Origin of the sequence: Flavobacterium sp. FlaQc-28 (assembly GCF_044007415.1) — a bacterium.
In the GTDB taxonomy this organism is placed as follows: Bacteria; Bacteroidota; Bacteroidia; order Flavobacteriales; family Flavobacteriaceae; genus Flavobacterium.
Window position 1 is genome coordinate 90280 of sequence record NZ_JBIPCM010000008.1, and the last position, 16485, is coordinate 106764.

The 16485-nt window shown below is 33.4% G+C and carries 14 protein-coding genes; 4 read left to right on the top strand and 10 right to left on the bottom strand.

Features of this window, described 5'->3' with window-relative positions; all coding sequences use genetic code 11:
* Positions 1-18 precede the first annotated feature (18 nt).
* The 6 genes from ACHRVL_RS18500 to ACHRVL_RS18525 form a co-directional block, all read right to left on the bottom strand.
* Entirely contained in the window at positions 19-177 is a 159-nt protein-coding gene (locus ACHRVL_RS18500) for a hypothetical protein (RefSeq protein ID WP_395414866.1), read from the bottom strand.
* Between the two features lie 132 nt (positions 178-309).
* Entirely contained in the window at positions 310-2547 is a 2238-nt protein-coding gene (locus ACHRVL_RS18505) for a multicopper oxidase family protein (RefSeq protein WP_395414867.1), read from the bottom strand.
* Between the two features lie 397 nt (positions 2548-2944).
* A complete protein-coding gene (locus ACHRVL_RS18510; protein WP_395414868.1) occupies positions 2945-3505 on the bottom strand; it encodes a helix-turn-helix domain-containing protein in 561 nt (186 codons plus the stop codon).
* A 2-nt stretch (positions 3506-3507) separates the two neighbouring features.
* Complete coding sequence (locus ACHRVL_RS18515) at positions 3508-4038, bottom strand: DUF3347 domain-containing protein (RefSeq protein WP_395414869.1); 531 nt, start codon at positions 4036-4038, stop codon at positions 3508-3510.
* A gap of 151 nt (positions 4039-4189) precedes the next feature.
* The gene (locus ACHRVL_RS18520) at positions 4190-4576 is read right to left on the bottom strand and encodes a hypothetical protein (RefSeq protein ID WP_395414870.1); all 387 of its coding nucleotides are present in this window, start codon (positions 4574-4576) and stop codon (positions 4190-4192) included.
* 71 nt (positions 4577-4647) lie between these two features.
* A complete protein-coding gene (locus tag ACHRVL_RS18525) occupies positions 4648-5481 on the bottom strand; it encodes an AraC family transcriptional regulator (protein ID WP_395414871.1) in 834 nt (277 codons plus the stop codon).
* Positions 5482-5583: 102 nt separating this feature from the next.
* Here ACHRVL_RS18525 and ACHRVL_RS18530 point away from each other — a divergent pair, with 102 nt between their 5' ends.
* The 4 genes from ACHRVL_RS18530 (at position 5584) to ACHRVL_RS18545 (ending at position 14008) form a co-directional block, all read left to right on the top strand.
* Positions 5584-6750 carry an MFS transporter gene (locus tag ACHRVL_RS18530; protein WP_395414872.1) on the top strand — a complete coding sequence of 389 codons (1167 nt, stop codon included), beginning with the start codon at positions 5584-5586 and terminating at the stop codon, positions 6748-6750.
* A gap of 614 nt (positions 6751-7364) precedes the next feature.
* Positions 7365-10595 carry a SusC/RagA family TonB-linked outer membrane protein gene (locus tag ACHRVL_RS18535; protein ID WP_395414873.1) on the top strand — a complete coding sequence of 1077 codons (3231 nt, stop codon included), beginning with the start codon at positions 7365-7367 and terminating at the stop codon, positions 10593-10595.
* Between the two features lie 17 nt (positions 10596-10612).
* On the top strand, positions 10613-12406 hold the full coding sequence (locus tag ACHRVL_RS18540; protein ID WP_395414874.1) for a RagB/SusD family nutrient uptake outer membrane protein: 1794 nt from the start codon (positions 10613-10615) through the stop codon (positions 12404-12406).
* 27 nt (positions 12407-12433) lie between these two features.
* Positions 12434-14008, top strand: a complete 1575-nt coding sequence (locus ACHRVL_RS18545) for a DUF5123 domain-containing protein (protein WP_395414875.1) — start codon at positions 12434-12436, stop codon at positions 14006-14008.
* Between the two features lie 93 nt (positions 14009-14101).
* Here the strand turns inward: ACHRVL_RS18545 and ACHRVL_RS18550 are convergent, their stop codons facing one another.
* The 4 genes from ACHRVL_RS18550 to ACHRVL_RS18565 form a co-directional block, all read right to left on the bottom strand.
* Complete coding sequence (locus tag ACHRVL_RS18550; RefSeq protein WP_395414876.1) at positions 14102-14674, bottom strand: pentapeptide repeat-containing protein; 573 nt, start codon at positions 14672-14674, stop codon at positions 14102-14104.
* A 33-nt stretch (positions 14675-14707) separates the two neighbouring features.
* Entirely contained in the window at positions 14708-14908 is a 201-nt protein-coding gene (locus ACHRVL_RS18555) for a hypothetical protein (RefSeq protein ID WP_164975030.1), read from the bottom strand.
* Between the two features lie 71 nt (positions 14909-14979).
* Positions 14980-15900, bottom strand: a complete 921-nt coding sequence (locus ACHRVL_RS18560; protein ID WP_395414877.1) for a helix-turn-helix domain-containing protein — start codon at positions 15898-15900, stop codon at positions 14980-14982.
* Between the two features lie 2 nt (positions 15901-15902).
* The gene (locus ACHRVL_RS18565) at positions 15903-16466 is read right to left on the bottom strand and encodes a DUF6642 family protein (RefSeq protein WP_089054118.1); all 564 of its coding nucleotides are present in this window, start codon (positions 16464-16466) and stop codon (positions 15903-15905) included.
* Positions 16467-16485 lie beyond the last annotated feature (19 nt).

A 16485-nucleotide genomic window follows, 5' to 3' on the forward strand; every position in this document is an offset into this window, starting at 1 on the left:
TTTTAATAAATGTTGCAATTATTTTTTAGAGCAGCATTTTTTGTCTTTTTTATCATCTGTTTTTTTAGAACAAGATTCTTTTTTATCTTTTTCTTTTTTTGGAGCTGGTTTTGTGTCTTGTGCCTGTGCGCCAATTGTAAATAAAGCGATTGCTAAAACGGTAAATAATTTTTTCATTTTTTGTGTAATTTAATTGTTAGGTAATATTCTTTTTTTGATTGAAAAATGTTTAAGTCAAATATAATACGATTTAGTTTTAGAAATTGTCAACAATAAGTTAATGAGAGAAAAAAAGCATTAAAATTAGTGTTAATAATTCAAATTAATTCCAAAACCAATTCCCATATCGCTGTCATAATGCGTTGTGATTCCAAAATTTCTGCCCGCTACATATTTTAAACCTGCCATATATTCCTTGTCTGTATTCCACATTAGATTCATTCGCAAGCGTCTTGAAAGCGGAATATCTTTTCGCTCAAACTGTATTCTTACATTACCATCAGTGTAAACCTCAACCTGTGCTTTTACCAGCATTGGTAAAGTATATTCGATACCAGCGCTAAAAACCGAACGATTGTCTTTGGTATTCTTTTGACCAAACATATTTTGTTCCTGTTCATCCATTCCCATTTTTCGGTATCGCCAGTCAAAACCTATAAAAGGCATAAACCATTGCATTTTTCCAATGTATCGGCCAATGTGTGTTTCGGTTTCATAACCATGTTTGTCATTATAACCTAATCTCCATTCTGTTCCAATGCTCCATCTTGTGTTACCAAGCATAGCTTCTCCATCGTTTCCATTTGAAGCAAAATCATTTTCGGCCATAAAATGAAACATACGATCATCCATTTTCAGCATTTTGTCTGCCATTTTAGGATCGTGAATCAACGGATTTGGAGCTGAATTTTCATAAGTAAAAATACGTCCCATTCCTGCCATCATATGATACAAAATGTGACAATGAAAAAACCAATCACCATCAGCATTTGCTTGAAACTCGATTGTATCCGTTTCCATTGGCATGATGTCGATGACATTTTTCAGCGGAGAATAATCACCATGTTCATTCAAAATTCTAAAATCGTGTCCGTGTAAGTGCATTGGGTGGCGCATCATTGATCCATTGTACAGTATAATACGTACGTTTTCGCCTTTTTTGATTAAGATTTTATCTGTTTCAGAGATTACTTTATTGTCTAAACTCCAAACATAGCGATTCATGTTTCCAGACAACTCAAAACGTAATTCTTTTACTGGCGCATCTTTTGGTAACGTTGTTATCGTTGGCGATTTTAGCATTCCGTAATTTAAAGTTGTGATCTCGGCAGTTTCTGTGGTATCACTTGACATTTTCATGTCGCCCATATCATGTTTTGAATGATCATCTTTTTTAGATGATTCCTCTTCTCCAGAAATTTCAGGATACATCACGGCATTCATGTCCATTTTGTTGAGTGACATTTTCATACCCATATCATTCATTTCGCCGTTCATTTTCATCATGTCATTCATCATTTGCATGCCTTCAAAATATTTCAATTTTGGAAGATGTGAAACAGGCTGTTTGGTCCCTTCACCTAAAAATAAAGAAGCTGATCCAGTTCTGTCTTCGGCTGTGGCCAAAAAAGCAAAAGATTTGTTGTTTTCAGGAATTGTTACAACTACATCATAAGTTTCAGAAACAGCAATAATCAATCGATCGACTTCTACAGGTTCAACATCATTACCATCGCTGGCTACAACTGTTATTTTCCCGCCGCCATACGTCAGCCAGAAATAACTTGAAGCACCTCCGTTTGCAATTCGCAGTCTCACTTTATCTCCTGCTTTAAATTGCGAAAGCTGATCTTCGTTTTTTCCGTTAATTAAAAACTTTTCATAATAAACATCACTCACATCCATGGCATTCATACGTTTCCATTCGTTGGTGACTTTTGTAGAGAATTTTCCTTTTTGAATCGCTTCGGCATAACTTTGTGTAGTTCCTTTTTTTATAGCAAACCAATCGTTGGCATTGTGCAGCATTCGTTGCACATTCTCTGGTTTCAAATCAGTCCATTCGCTTAAAATTACTGGAATAGTGGGCAAATCATCAATGCCTTTTCTAAAAGTAGGATCGTCTTTCTTTTTGTTGATAATAAAAAGCCCGTATAAACCTATTTGTTCCTGTAAACCTGAATGACTGTGATACCAATAAGTTCCGTTCTGGATTATAGGAAAAGTATATTTATGAGTTGTTCCTGGTTTTATAGGCATTTGTGTTAAATAAGGAACACCGTCTTCTTTATTTGGTAAAAACAAACCATGCCAGTGCATTGCTGTGTTTTCCTTTTTTAAATCATTATGCACATAAATTTCGGCAATATCACCTTCGGTAAAAGTCAAAGTCGGCATTGGGATTTTTCCATTTACAGTAAGTGCACGTTTTTCCTTTCCCGAGAAATTTACAATTGTGTCGCGAACGTGTAAATCGTATCGAACTACTTTTTGTGCTTGGGCACTAAAGCCGATCAAAAAAATAATTATAATAGTATATAGTTTCATATTGATTTTTTAAAGATTAAGATTTCGTAATTGTAAATGTTTTACGATTACAGAAACCGAACTTAAACTCATTGCTAAAACAGTCTAAATTCCTTCAATAATGTTTTAGGTTTTCTGACTTTTTACGATAATCATTGCTTGACATTCTTGAAGTAATATATTGATGAGTCATCGTTTATCTTTTTTAGTTATTACAATGCAAATGTCCGAAGTAAGGTTTATTTCGGGTTGTATAATTATAAGAATGATTTGTAATATTTAGGAAAAAGTATTTAACCGCAAAGCACGTAAAGAGTATCATTTTTTGTATGATTTTCCGTTTTTCAAGATGACAAACGAGATGTTCACTTATTAAAAAAACAACATGTTTCTTTGCATGCTTTACGGTTTCAAAAAATTACAAATTCTCAATATGAATGCGTTTTTTATCTTTCAATTGTTTAAAATTGGTAGGTGTGTAGCTTGTTACTTTCTTGAACTGATTGCTCAAATGCGCTACATTACTGTAGTTTAACATATCAGCAATTTCGCTTAGCGAAAGTTCGTTGTAAATCAATAACTCCTTTACCTTTTCTATTTTTTGACAGATAAAATATTTTTCAATCGTGGTGTTTTCAATTTCTGAAAATAAATTGCTCAATGAATTATAATCCTGATTTAGATTCTCTGCTAAATAATCAGATAAATTAGTTTTGAGTTCTACATTTTTGTGATGAACTAAATCAATAATAAGATTCTTAATCTTCTCTATTGTTTTACTTTTTTTATCATCGATTAAATCGAAACCTAAAGATTGAAGATTCTTAAGTAAAATTTCTTTTTGATTTTCAGTAATGGCGTCTTGTAATTTGACTTCGCCTAATTCTACAGAAATAGTTTGAAGTCCAAGTTTTTCAAGCTCAGACTTCACAACCATATTACAACGAGCGCACACCATGTTTTTGATGTAGAGCGTCATATTTATTTGATGGTTTCTACTACGTTTCCGCAAGTTAGCATTGAAGAACCATAATATGGATTTTTAACCGCTTTTTCTTTGCTTAACCAATCAGCATCAGCCATTGGGCAATGTTGTTTGTAAACAACTTCATTAGATTTTGAAACTTTGATTAAATCATAAGTGCTTTTAGTCAGCGATTTAAAAGTTTCACGTTGTTTTTTAAGATCACTGCTTGTAGAAATGCTTTTTGCATCAGCAGTCATTTTTTTTACCGCTTTCATCCAAACGTTATGTTCGTCACTTTTTAGTTTATCCATTTTAACTTCTGTAATAGCGGCTAATAAATCTTTTGCTTTCGCCGAAGTTAATTTGGCATCACTTTTTATTAAAGCATCTTTTACTGCAAAATAAGCGTCATAAACAGATTGTAATTGATTTGAATCAGCAATCTCTGTTGCAGTTGATTCTGTTGCGATTGAATTGGCCTGCACAAAATGTACAGAAAATAATAATGCGATTGCTAGTGCTATTGTAAATGTGAAATTTTTCATTTTTTCTAAATTTGATAAAAAGGATTTTAATTTTTCCTTTTAAGTTTAATATGTTTTTTAAAGTCTCGATGTTAAGTTATTTGCGTCTTTTGTATGAAAAACCATAGATTGGAGGTTGGTTTAGACCCAATTATGGCTGTTGCAAATACAATTATTTTATTTTGGGCAGGAGCCAAATAGAAGTAAAACCATCTGAAATAGCAGCGGTTTTGTGAAACGAGATTGATTTCTCGGTAGAGAAATTAAACAAATTAGTGTCAAATTCAAATTCATTCAAAGCGATCAAACTAAACGATAAAGCAGTTGGTGTGCATCCAGAGTGATCACATTTTCCGTTACAGCCATGTTGATCTTTTTTAGGACTTTGATCTTTTTTACAGCATTCTTTCTGGCAAGTGTCAAGGTTTTCCTTTTTTGAAGAAGTGCTTTTTTCATGTGAAGTTTTTTCAGAAGAGCGTCCACAAGCATAACTCTCAGCTGACATCAAAAAGATACCAAGAGTTAAAAATAGATATAATATGTGGATTTTTTTCGTCAATTACAACTGTTTTAGAAGTACAAATTTAAATAAATTTTTTAAGAGCTCCTATATATTTAAGATTTTGAATGTTAGGTTTTTTTAAAATCTGTAGGATTCATGTTTTTTCTCTTTTTGAAATAGTTCGATAAATGACTTTCATCTGTAAAGCCAAATTCGTAGGCAATTTGTTTAATCGGTAATTGATTGTTGTGAATTCTTTTTTCTATTAAAGTAGTTCTCAAATTATGAATATAATCTCTGTAACTGATAGAAAAAGTTCTTTTAAAATAAGCGCTGAAATAGGTTTGCGCTATATTAAAATGAGCTGCTATAACTTTAATTTGAACAAGTTTTGGCTGGTAAATATTTTGATGAATATAAGTTGCTATTTGTTCATTGTCGATATGAGCCGATTTCATTTGCAGGTTCATTCCTCTAATTGTTTCTTTAATCAAACCAAATATGGAAAGAATTTGATAAAAAACGATGGGCGAAGTCGTAACATCTATTTTGCAGTTGTAAGCCGTAATGTTTTCGACTGTGTTTTTTAGAATCGTTTTACAAGGATCGTCTAATTTTAAAACAGTTTCTTTTAAAAGTTTATCCCGCATAAAATCCTCTGGCGTATTTAGAAGTAAATCATCGCAAAAAAGATTTTTATTAGAGTTGAAATAATTATCGGTAAACTTAATGTAAACAAATCGAGTTGTTTTTTTAATGTCAAAGTAATGTTCATCTTCTGGCGAGATTACAAATAGATCACCTGATTTATAAGGAAGTAAATTGTTGTTCAGATGATGAATTCCATTCCCTTTTTTAATGTAAATGATTTCGTAATATGTATGTGTGTGTGGAGGCAGGTGAAATTTGTCATCTTCAAATTCATCAATAACCAAAGTTTTGAATTGATTTAATTTTGGCATAACTTAAATTTACAAGTTTATATCGCAAATGTACAATTTTAGTTTAGACGCATAGTGTTAAATTTGCGGTATAGAAAATCTATTCCTTTCTTGTAAAAACAAATGAAAAAAAGTCTTATTGCGCTCTCATTTGGAGGCTTAACTATCGGTATTACTGAATTTGTAATGATGGGTCTGCTTCCGGATATTGCTTCAAATATGAAAGTGTCGATTCCAGTTGCTGGGTATCTTATTTCGGCATATGCACTTGGTGTTGTTATTGGAGCACCATTATTAGTAATCCTTGGAAGAAATTTTCCGCCAAAAAAAATGCTTTTAATCTTGGCATTAATGTTAACGGTTTTTAATGCGCTTTCAATTATTGCACCAACATATAACTTTTTATTTGCTTCGCGATTTTTGTCTGGTTTACCACACGGCGCCTTTTTTGGTGTTGGTGCCGTAGTAGCAAGTCGTTTGGCAGATAAAGGAAAAGAAGCTCAGGCAATTGCTATTATGTTTTCGGGTTTAACTTTGGCTAATTTAATTGGAGTTCCAATAGGAACTTATATAGGACATCACTTTTTATGGCGCTACACTTTTGTATTGATTACAATTGTTGGACTGCTCACTTTTTTATTCATTTATTTATGGATGCCGAGTTTAGAAAAAGGAGAGACAGTTAATATGAAAAAACAATTGGAGTTTTTCAAGAAAACCGAAGCTTGGCTGATTATTGGAATTACAGCAATTGGTTTTGGAGGGTTGTTTGCTTGGATTAGTTACATTGCTCCCTTGCTGATTAATGTTTCTAAATTCTCTGAAGGTGATGTTTCGTCTATTTTAATTTTGGCGGGGCTTGGAATGGTAGTCGGGAATTTTGCAGGCGGTAAACTGGCTGATAAATTTTCACCAGCGCCAACCACATTGGCTTTACTGTTTGTTATGTCAATCGATTTGATTTTGGTTTACTTTTTCTCTTCAAATCAATATGTGTCGTTGTTTTTGACATTTTTAACAGGATGTATTTCTTTTTCGGTAATAGCGCCAATTCAAATGCTTATGATACGAACTGCCAAAGGTGCTGAGATGATTGCTTCTGCTGCGCTTCAGGGAAGTTTTAATATTGGGAATGCTTTAGGAGCGTTTTTAGGAGGACTGCCTTTGACAGCCGGTTATAGTTATGCTTCACCAAATTTAATAGGAGTGGCAATGTCTGTTATGGGAATGCTTATAACGATTACTTTAATTAGAGCACATAGGAACAACTTGAAACTTCAAAGGATCTAATTACTTCTTGCTTTTTAAATTTTATTTAAACCCTTAGATATTTTCTGAGGGTTTTTTTATGGCTTTATATTATTTGTTGAGGTCGAAAAGTGTTTAATGTTTTAAAAGTTTGTCTTGAGTATTTGCTGTTATCTTTTTGTAAAGAAAAACTTTGTAAAAAAAGGAGAGCGATATAAAGTTTGGTTTTGTGCTTTTTGTCTTTTAAATGTTAAAAACACACTTAAAAATATCTTAAATTGTAAACATGTAATCGATTGTTTTTTTTGGAAAATCGCAATGAATTCTAAAATTACAATAATATATTTAATATTTATACATCGATTAAATTACATATATTGTATAAAAAGTCGATTTTATTTTGCTTATATAATTTTTATTATGAAATTTTTATGAATTTTAATTTTTTGTATAAAAAAAATATCTATGTTTGTGCAATCGATTACAATTTTTTCAAGCTGTTAAAAATGCTTTGGTTTTTAATAGCAATAAAAGGGATAAAACCTCCTATTTTATTAAAAGAAAAAGAAAAAACGTTTGCAAAAGCTGTAATTGTAAATTAAAAAAAAACCACAAAAAACCACTTTTAAAACAATTAATAACTTAAACAATCAACCATGAATTTTAATGATTTATTAAACAAAGGAACAAATCGTTGCTTTGCTGTTGTTTTCTTATTGTGCTTACTGATGGGCAATCGAGCGCATGCTCAGACTGTGACATTAGAAGGAACTGTTAAGGATGCGGCAGGACTTTCTCTGCCGGGAGTTAATGTTCTTGAAAAAGGGACAAAGAATGGAACTTCGACAGATTTTGATGGACACTACAAGATTAAATTGACAAATCCGAAAGCAGTTTTGACTTTTTCTTTCATAGGATTTGTAACTAAAGAAGTTTCGGCGGCAGGTAAGACTAAGGTTGATGTATCGTTAGTTGAAGATGCTAATAATTTAAATGAAGTTGTTGTAATAGGTTACGGTACTGCAAAAAAATCTGATTTAACTGGTGCAGTTGCTTCAATTTCAGGAAATGAATTGAAAAAAGTACCCGTTTCTAATATTGCAGAAGCTTTAACGGGAAGAATTGCTGGTGTACAGGTTGTTTCAACTGAAGGTTCTCCAGATGCAGATATTAAAATTAGAGTGCGTGGAGGCGGATCTTTAACACAAGACGCTTCGCCTTTAATAATTGTTGATGGTTTTCCTGTAAACAGTATGAGTGATATTGCGGCTTCAAATGTTGAGTCGATGACCGTATTGAAAGATGCTTCTTCTACTGCAATTTATGGATCAAGAGGTGCAAATGGTGTTATTATCGTAACTACTAAAACTGGTAAAGACGGAAAAATGGCAGTAAGCTATAATATGTTTTATGGTATGAAAACAATGGCTAATGACATTGATGTGCTGCCTACAGAAGATTTTGTGAAATGGCAGTATGAATATGCTTTACTAAGTCAAACAGATAAAACTATTTTAAGTAATCCAACATCTTATACTAAGTATTTTGGAAACTGGCAAGATCGCGATTTATATAACGGAGTAAAAGGAACAGACTGGCAAAAGCAAATTTATGGTCGTCGCGGCGAAGTAAACAGTCGTGATTTAGGAATTCGCGGAGGTACTGAAAAATTGAGTTATAATTTTAACTATGCGTATTACGATGAGAAAGCCATCATGGTTGGCTCTGATTATAAAAGAAACAACTTATCGCTAGCATTAAAGAATAAAGCAAGTGATAAAATCGATCTTGGTTTTACAGTACGTTATTCTGATACAAAAATAAATGGAGGAGGAGCTAATGAGCAAAATGAAGTTTCATCTCTTGACAGCCGTTTGCGTCATAGTGTTGGATATTCACCAATTCCAATGCCGGGATTAACTACAGATAATGATGATCAAAGTGTTAATAGTTATTTAGTGAATCCATTTTTAGCGATTTCAGATAATAACCGTCAACAGTTTAGAAAAAACTATAATTTATTAGGAAGCTTTGGTTGGAAGCTTGCTCAAAACCTAAAATTTCAAAGTGATTTAGGATTAGATAATTTTAATAATACAGATTATCGTTTTTACGGTTCTTCTACTTATTTTTCAAGTACTGCTAAAGTTGGGGCAGGAAAACCTGGAATGGTGATGAGCGATCGTAAAGATGTTCGTTTTAGAAATGCGAATACATTAAACTATGACTTTAAAAACATCTTAGGAGCAAACCACCATTTGACAGCGCTTTTAGGAGAAGAAATGATTACTACTACTTCAAATACTGTAACTACAACAATTTTAAACTACCCTAAATTCTTTAATTTAGATCAAGCAAAAAAATTAACAACTCAAGGAACGCCTTTTTCAGTTGATAATTTTTATAGCCCTGATGACAAGTTACTTTCGTTTTTTGGACGTTTAAATTATGATTATAAAGATCGTTATTTATTGACGGCTTCTTTCCGTGCAGATGGTTCTAGCCGATTTTTAAACAGCAACCGTTGGGGGTATTTCCCAGCAGCAGCAGCAGCTTGGAAAATTTCTGAAGAAGATTTCTTAAAAAATGCTTCTTGGTTAAGCCTTCTTAAATTAAGACTGAGTTATGGTGAAGCAGGAAATAACAATATTCCTGTAGGACAAACAGTTCAAAGTTATCAATCTAACACAAACTCTTATATAAATGGTTTTGATAGCTATTGGGCGCCATCAAGTGTTTTGGCAAATCCAGACTTGAAATGGGAAACTACTGTTACGCAAAATATTGGTCTTGATTTCGGATTTTTCAAAAATCGCCTAAACGGTACTTTCGATGTGTACAAAAACGTAACTAAAGATCTGTTAATTGAGTTTCCGGTAGGAGGTACAGGGTATAAAACGCAGTACAGAAATATGGGTGAAACACAAAATACAGGTTTTGAAGCTACAGTAAACTTTATAGCAATTGAAAAGAAAAATTATGGCTTAAACTTTTCTGTAAACGTTGGGGTTAACAAAAATAGAATTAACTCTCTTGGAGTAATGGATAATTTTGGAGTAAATACCAATTGGGCATCAACAGATATAGGTAATGATTATGCTGTAAATGTAGGTTCGCCAATGGGATTAATGTTTGGTTATCAAAGTGCTGGACGTTATGAAGTTTCAGATTTTGATTATGTTGGAGGAAAATACATTTTAAAATCAGGTGTTGCTGATGCTACTAGTGTTATTGGCGCTTTACAACCAGGAATGATGAAGTTGAAAAATACTGATGGTTCTGCTGATAATAAAGTTACAGCATCAGATCAAACTATTATTGGTAATTCTAATCCAAAAAGTACAGGAGGTTTAGTTATTAATGCAAATGCTTATGGTTTTGATCTTTCTGCTGCTTTTAACTGGACAATTGGAAATGATATTTATAACGCTAATAAAGCTGAGTTTTCTACATCAAACAGAAATGGACAATATAAAAACTTAAGCACTGAAATGGCTGATGGCGTAAGATGGACAAACTTAGATCCTGCTTCAGGACAATTAGTTACTGATCCTGCACAATTAGAAGCGCTTAATGCTAATACAACAATGTGGTCTCCTTATATGCAGAAATTTATGTTTACTGACTGGGCGGTAGAAGATGGTTCTTTCTTTAGATTGAATACGTTGACTTTAGGATACAGTACTCCAGAATCGTTCACATCTAAACTTGGAGTGAGTAAATTAAGATTTTATTTTACAGCAACAAATGTTTTTATAATTACAAATTATTCTGGTCCAGATCCTGAGGTGTCAACAAAAAGAAAAACACCACTAACACCGGGAGTTGATTATTCAGCATACCCGAGAAGCAGACAATTGGTTTTTGGTTTAAACCTTAATTTCTAATTTTAAAATTTATCAAAATGAAACATAAAATAATAATAGCAGGTTTAATTATCTCAGGTTTATTGACGTCTTGTCAGGATTCTGCCGATGATTTTTTTGATACTCCTGCACAGTCAACATTAGATGAGCAGCTTATTTTTTCTACACCAGGATTGGCACAAGGAGCAGTTGATGGAATAAAAGTATCGTTTGGAGAAGAACAATCTTATAGAGGAAGGCTTTTGGCTTATCAAGGATTAAATACAGATAGTGAGTGGCTTTTAGCATCTTCAAGTGATAACGCTAAATCTGATTTAGTAGTTTATGACGCTAAGGCTGATAATACTGAAATGAATTCGCCAAAAAATGCATGGGCAATGATGTATGAAGGAATTGAGCGAGCAAATTTATGTATCAGAGGAATTCGTACCTACGGTAATCCTTCTACAAATGCTGAAATGGGGCAGTTATTAGGAGAAGCATTAACGTTACGTGCTATTTACTATGCAGATTTAGTTAGAAACTGGGGAGATGTTCCTGTACGTTTCGAGCCTGTTTCTACTAACACTATTTATATTCCTAAAACGGGTCGTGATGAAATTTATAAGCAATTGATCGCTGATTTAGGAGAAGCTTCAACTTTGGTAGCATGGCCTAATGCGACTTCTGCAACTGCTAGTACAGAACGTGTAAATAAAGCTTTTGTAAAAGGATTTAGAGCTCGATTGGCTATGATGGCAAGTGGTTATCAGCAATATCCTGATGGAGTAAGAAGAAGTAATGATCCAGAACTTTCAGTAGCTGCCATGTACAAGTTAGCATTAGAGGAATGTCGTTCGGTTATTACAAGTGGAACGGCACGTTTAGAGCCAACTTTTGAGGGGCTGTGGAGAAAATACAATCAAGAAAATACAACTGCAGGAGGAGAGTCTCTTTGGGAAATTCCCTTTGCTGATTCTAGAGGAAGAATGCTGTTTACTTTTGCGGTTAGACATGATGCTGTTGATCAATTTCAAGCTATGGGAACCAATAAGGGAGGAGTTAACGGACCATTGCCATTTGTTTTTTATGACTATGATCAAGCTGATACTAGAAGAGATGTAACTTGTGTTCCTTATAAATGGGGTGCTGCGGTAAACGGTAAATCAAAACAAGAACTTACAGATTTACAGACTTGGTATTTTGGTAAATATCGTTTTGAATGGATGAAACGTATTGCCAGCGCACCAAATGACGATGGTGTAAACAAAATTTACATGCGTTATGCAGAAGTACTTTTAATTGCAGCCGAAGCTGCTAACGAATTAGAAGGAGCAGGATCTGCTGCAGTTTACCTAAAAGAAATTCGCCGCAGAGCATTTGCTCCAGCAAATCAAGCTGTAAAAGTAGATGCTTATGTAGATGCATTGACAAGTAAAGATGCAATGATAAATGCTATTATTGAGGAAAATAAATTAGAATTTACAGGAGAATTGGAACGTAAATATGCATTGATCCGTTGGAATTTGCTAAAAACAAAATTAGACGAAGCTAAAGTTAAAATGGCAGATCTGAAAGCGCGTACTGGTAAATATCAAGATGTGCCTAAAACATTATATTACAAATATCAAGATGATGGATTTACATTGGATATTTATGGTTTAAATCGTGGCGAAACTCAAGCCCCGGTAGGTTATACTTCAAAAAGCTGGGATAAACTGGAGGACAATAAAATAACCACTTTATACAAAGCAGGAGTAAATCCAGATAAAAGACAATTTTGGCCAATCTGGCAGACATTTATTGATGGAAGCAATGGGAAATTGGTAAATGACTGGGTTTTTGGAAACTAATAATAATTAATTGATAGTAATATAATTATGAAAGCAAAATATATATTTAAGGGCTTGCTGACTATGTTTTTATTAGCAGTACTAAGCGCCGGCTGTGAAAGTTACAATGAAGCAGTCTTGCAGGACATTGGGGCAGATAGAGCATTTTCTCCCGTAGCACTTACAGCAACAATTAGAAATCAAACTACAGTCGAATTGAACTGGACGGTAAAAGAGGATGCAGATCATTATGTAGTAGAATTTAGTGCAGATGATGTCAACTTCACAACAATTTATAAAACCGTAAATGTAGCGCCGAAAGAACTGCCAGTTCAAGTTGCATTAGAAGGAGAAACAGTTTATTCTATTAGAGTGAAAGCTGTAAGTTCAGCAGGAGTGGCAGATTCTAAATGGACAGTTACAAGTGCGACAACATTGACCGAGCAAATTTTATTTCCAGTTGCTGATGCCGATATTGAAGCAAAAGAAGTGACCTTAAGATGGACGCCTAATAGTTCAGTTACACAAATCTCTGTTATGCCGGGCAATATTACACATGCTATTACGCCGGCAGAAAAAGCAGCTGGAGTTGCTAAAGTAACAGGTTTAACAGGTGAAACTAATTATACAGCAACTTTATTAAATGGAGCAAAGAAAAGAGGTGTTAGAACGTTTACTACTGGAATTGATATTGGAACTGGAATTTTAGTGAAACCAGAAGACGATTTAAATGCGAAAATAACCGAAGCAGCTTCTGGGGCAATTCTAGTTTTAATGCCGGGAGATTATAATGTGTACAAAGGAGATATAATTGTGAATAAAGCGATTACCATAAGAGGATTACGTCCTGCTGATAAACCAAAGCTGCAGGTTAAATTTACATTGAACTCTGGAACAGCTGATTTTTCATTAATTGATTTAGAGTTGGATGGTGCAGGAGTTGGAGATTTCAGCTTTATTACTATCAATACAGCATCTGCAATATATGAAGATATCTTAATCAGCGGTTGTTATGTTCATGATTATCTAAGAGCTTTAGTTTACGGAAGTGTTAACGCTGCAAAAGTAGCTTCGTTTACAGTAGAAAATAGTATAATTAAAAACGTAAGTACTAATCAGCAGGCTGAAACGATAGATTTTAGAAATACATATGTGGCAAGTGTAGTAGTGAAAAACAGCACATTTGACTCTTGTTCAATCGGACGTGAATTTATTCGTATCGATAATGCCGGATTAACAGGTACAGGTTTAACGTCAAATGTATTAATCGACAGCAGTACGTTGTATAATGTTTCAAGTAACGTAGCATCAAAAAGAATTTTATATCTTCGATTTGGAGCCAATACCTCTACGGTGAAAAATACAATAATTGCAGGAACAACAGCAATTTATTCAAATCAAAACGGAACAGGAACGCCTACAACTCCGCCAACATTTGCATCAAATAACTACTTTAATGCTAGTTTATTGTATACAGTAGGAGCAGCAGCAATAACGGTTGATAAATCTGCAACATACACAACGTTAGACCCGCAATTTACCAGTGCGGCAACAGGGAATTTTACAGTTAAAAATCAAACATTAATTGATAATAAGATAGGAGATCCGCGTTGGAGACCTTAGTTTGTATTTAAGTTTTAGTTAGAAAAGGGATACGGTTTTATTTCGCATCCCTTTTTTTATTTAGACAATGATATTTGCATAAATGACGAAAAATTATTCAATCTCTAAATCAAATTTTTCTAATAATCCAGCAAGAGCGGCATGCGAAACTTTTGTTTTTTTGATCTTATTTTCAGATGGATCAAAAGCGTAATTCTTAGACGTTCTAAAATCAGTTTTTTCCAAAATACAATCCTGAAAAGTGGCATTAGCTAGATCACAGTTTTTAAAAAGAGACAAAGACAAATCACTATTCGAGAAATCGACATCTTTTATTGAGCAATCAACGAAATTAGTTTTCTTTAGTTTTTTGTAAATGAAAGTCGAATAATCTAAAAGACAATCTTGAAAATTCATTGAAAACAAAAAGCTGTTGCTGGCGCTAAAATCCAATCCCATTAATTTACAGCCAATGAAATTGATGTTTTTTAACCCCGTATTTTTAAGAATCGCCAGTGAAAGGTTACAGTTTTTAAAAGTAGAATCTAGAAAATCATTATGACTTAAATCGCTTTTAGAAAAGTTGCAATTGATGAATTCGCAGTTTACAAATTCAGTATTCGATAAACTTTGATCAGAGTAATCGACAGTGTCAAAAGTTCGGTTTTGGTATAATTTAGATTCCATAAAGTAAGTGAAGGCGTTATAAATATTTAAGTTTTATTCTAATTCAATGCAGTCAAAAACAGCATTATTAAGAATCAAATTGGGGATGTCGAGTTCGCTGTCAATTCTCAAAATATTATCACAGTCTTCCAGATCAAAATTCCATAAAGTATCGGGCAGTAATTCGTGAAGCAATGCAGAAGCTGACTCAAATTTTGAAGTGCTGTCTACAGAAGTTTTAAATACATAAATCATAATTTGCATTTTTTGAAGAGGCAAATTTCTGAAAAAAGTAATCGTGTTTAATAGGATTCAATAATCAATAATTAGGACTTATCAATCATTTTTCGGTATTGAATAGGTGTAATTCCTTCATGTTTTTTAAAGAAACGGCTAAAGTAAGATTGATCTTCGTGACCTACTTGTATTGCGATTTCACTTACAGAAAGTGTCGTTTGAAAAAGCAGATATTTAGCCTCAAGCAATATGGTTTCATCAATCCATTTGGCAGCAGATTTGCCCGTAACAGTTTTTACCGATTTGTTTAAATGGTTTGGAGTAACATTTAGCAGTGATGCGTAATAGTGAACCAAATGCTGTGTCTTAATGTTTTGGTGAATTAGTTCCTTGAACTTATTTGTGATAACTTCAGCAGCCGAAATATTTTTGGAAACTTTAATCGAATTTTTGTTCATTTCATGAAACAAAGCAATTAAATACGATTGCACGATATTTAAATTTGCGGTTGTCGTTTCAGAATATTCTTTTTGAAGTCGGTTTAAAATGGTCTCGATATCAGGGACATCTTCTGGAGTCAAAGTAACTTTAGGGTTGCCGGAAATTTTCAAAAAATCAAAATCATTCAGCATTTCCCGATTGCCATATTTCCCAATTAAAATATCTGGGTGAAATTGGCAGATATAGCCATTATGTGCATTATTGATGTTTTTTATTGAAAAAACTTGACCTGCAGGAACAACAATAATTTCATTAGAAACCGTTTGGTACTCTTCGTATCCCGACTTCATAATATGCGAGCCGGAGCTTACAAAAATTAAAGTATGACAGCTGTGTTTGGAAGGTGGAACAGGATATTGCAAACGCATCATTTCTTCCATTTTTAAACAGAAAAAATGATCCGAGTTTGACCTGAAAAGAACATGCATCGGATTGTCCTCGCCTAAAAATTTCTCTCTAAACCCCTTTGCTTCGTATGTTTTTACATTTTCACCTGCCTTTGTTTTCATATTTAATAATACAATCTAAAATCTAGTAATTTGCAAAGCGCATAGTGTTTTTGATATAAATCTTCGACCACTTCAGTAAGATCGTCGTTTTCTTGATATAAGCTGAAAAAAGCCTTGTCAATAGTGCTGCAGCTGGCAATTTTATTATAAGAAGAACCATAACCGGAAATGGCACGAGCACCAGTAATATCAAGAAAATACTGCGCCTCATCATCGTTGAGGTCTAATCTTTTTTTATTAGCAAAATGAATTATTTTTCCTTTCATTTTTCCTTCAAAAAGTTCAGCTATTTCTTCTAAGCTATAGTAATAATCATGAAGACAGATGTTATTTTCCTGACCAGGCATTACTAGATAAATAATTTCATAATCCTTAAAATTATGATCATCATACAGTAATGTGTTCAGACTTTCTTCTAGACTTTCTATAGTATCGCAGGTTTTGTATATACTGGCAATACCTTGGTCGAAAGCAATTTCTTCAAGATTTTTGACCACATCGGTAGCTGTAATGTTATCTACATCCTGAACGCCTTCAAGGCAGAAAATAAATTTTTCATTATCCATACTAATGTTTTTCTGGTTC

Coding starts and splice junctions, on each gene's coding strand:
- ACHRVL_RS18500 (WP_395414866.1), bottom strand. CDS start 177: ATGAAAAAATTATTTACCGTTTTAGCAATCGCTTTATTTACAATTGGC.
- ACHRVL_RS18505 (WP_395414867.1), bottom strand. CDS start 2,547: ATGAAACTATATACTATTATAATTATTTTTTTGATCGGCTTTAGTGCC.
- ACHRVL_RS18510 (WP_395414868.1), bottom strand. CDS start 3,505: ATGACGCTCTACATCAAAAACATGGTGTGCGCTCGTTGTAATATGGTT.
- ACHRVL_RS18515 (WP_395414869.1), bottom strand. CDS start 4,038: ATGAAAAATTTCACATTTACAATAGCACTAGCAATCGCATTATTATTT.
- ACHRVL_RS18525 (WP_395414871.1), bottom strand. CDS start 5,481: ATGCCAAAATTAAATCAATTCAAAACTTTGGTTATTGATGAATTTGAA.
- ACHRVL_RS18530 (WP_395414872.1), top strand. CDS start 5,584: ATGAAAAAAAGTCTTATTGCGCTCTCATTTGGAGGCTTAACTATCGGT.
- ACHRVL_RS18535 (WP_395414873.1), top strand. CDS start 7,365: ATGAATTTTAATGATTTATTAAACAAAGGAACAAATCGTTGCTTTGCT.
- ACHRVL_RS18540 (WP_395414874.1), top strand. CDS start 10,613: ATGAAACATAAAATAATAATAGCAGGTTTAATTATCTCAGGTTTATTG.
- ACHRVL_RS18545 (WP_395414875.1), top strand. CDS start 12,434: ATGAAAGCAAAATATATATTTAAGGGCTTGCTGACTATGTTTTTATTA.
- ACHRVL_RS18550 (WP_395414876.1), bottom strand. CDS start 14,674: ATGGAATCTAAATTATACCAAAACCGAACTTTTGACACTGTCGATTAC.
- ACHRVL_RS18555 (WP_164975030.1), bottom strand. CDS start 14,908: ATGATTTATGTATTTAAAACTTCTGTAGACAGCACTTCAAAATTTGAG.
- ACHRVL_RS18560 (WP_395414877.1), bottom strand. CDS start 15,900: ATGAAAACAAAGGCAGGTGAAAATGTAAAAACATACGAAGCAAAGGGG.
- ACHRVL_RS18565 (WP_089054118.1), bottom strand. CDS start 16,466: ATGGATAATGAAAAATTTATTTTCTGCCTTGAAGGCGTTCAGGATGTA.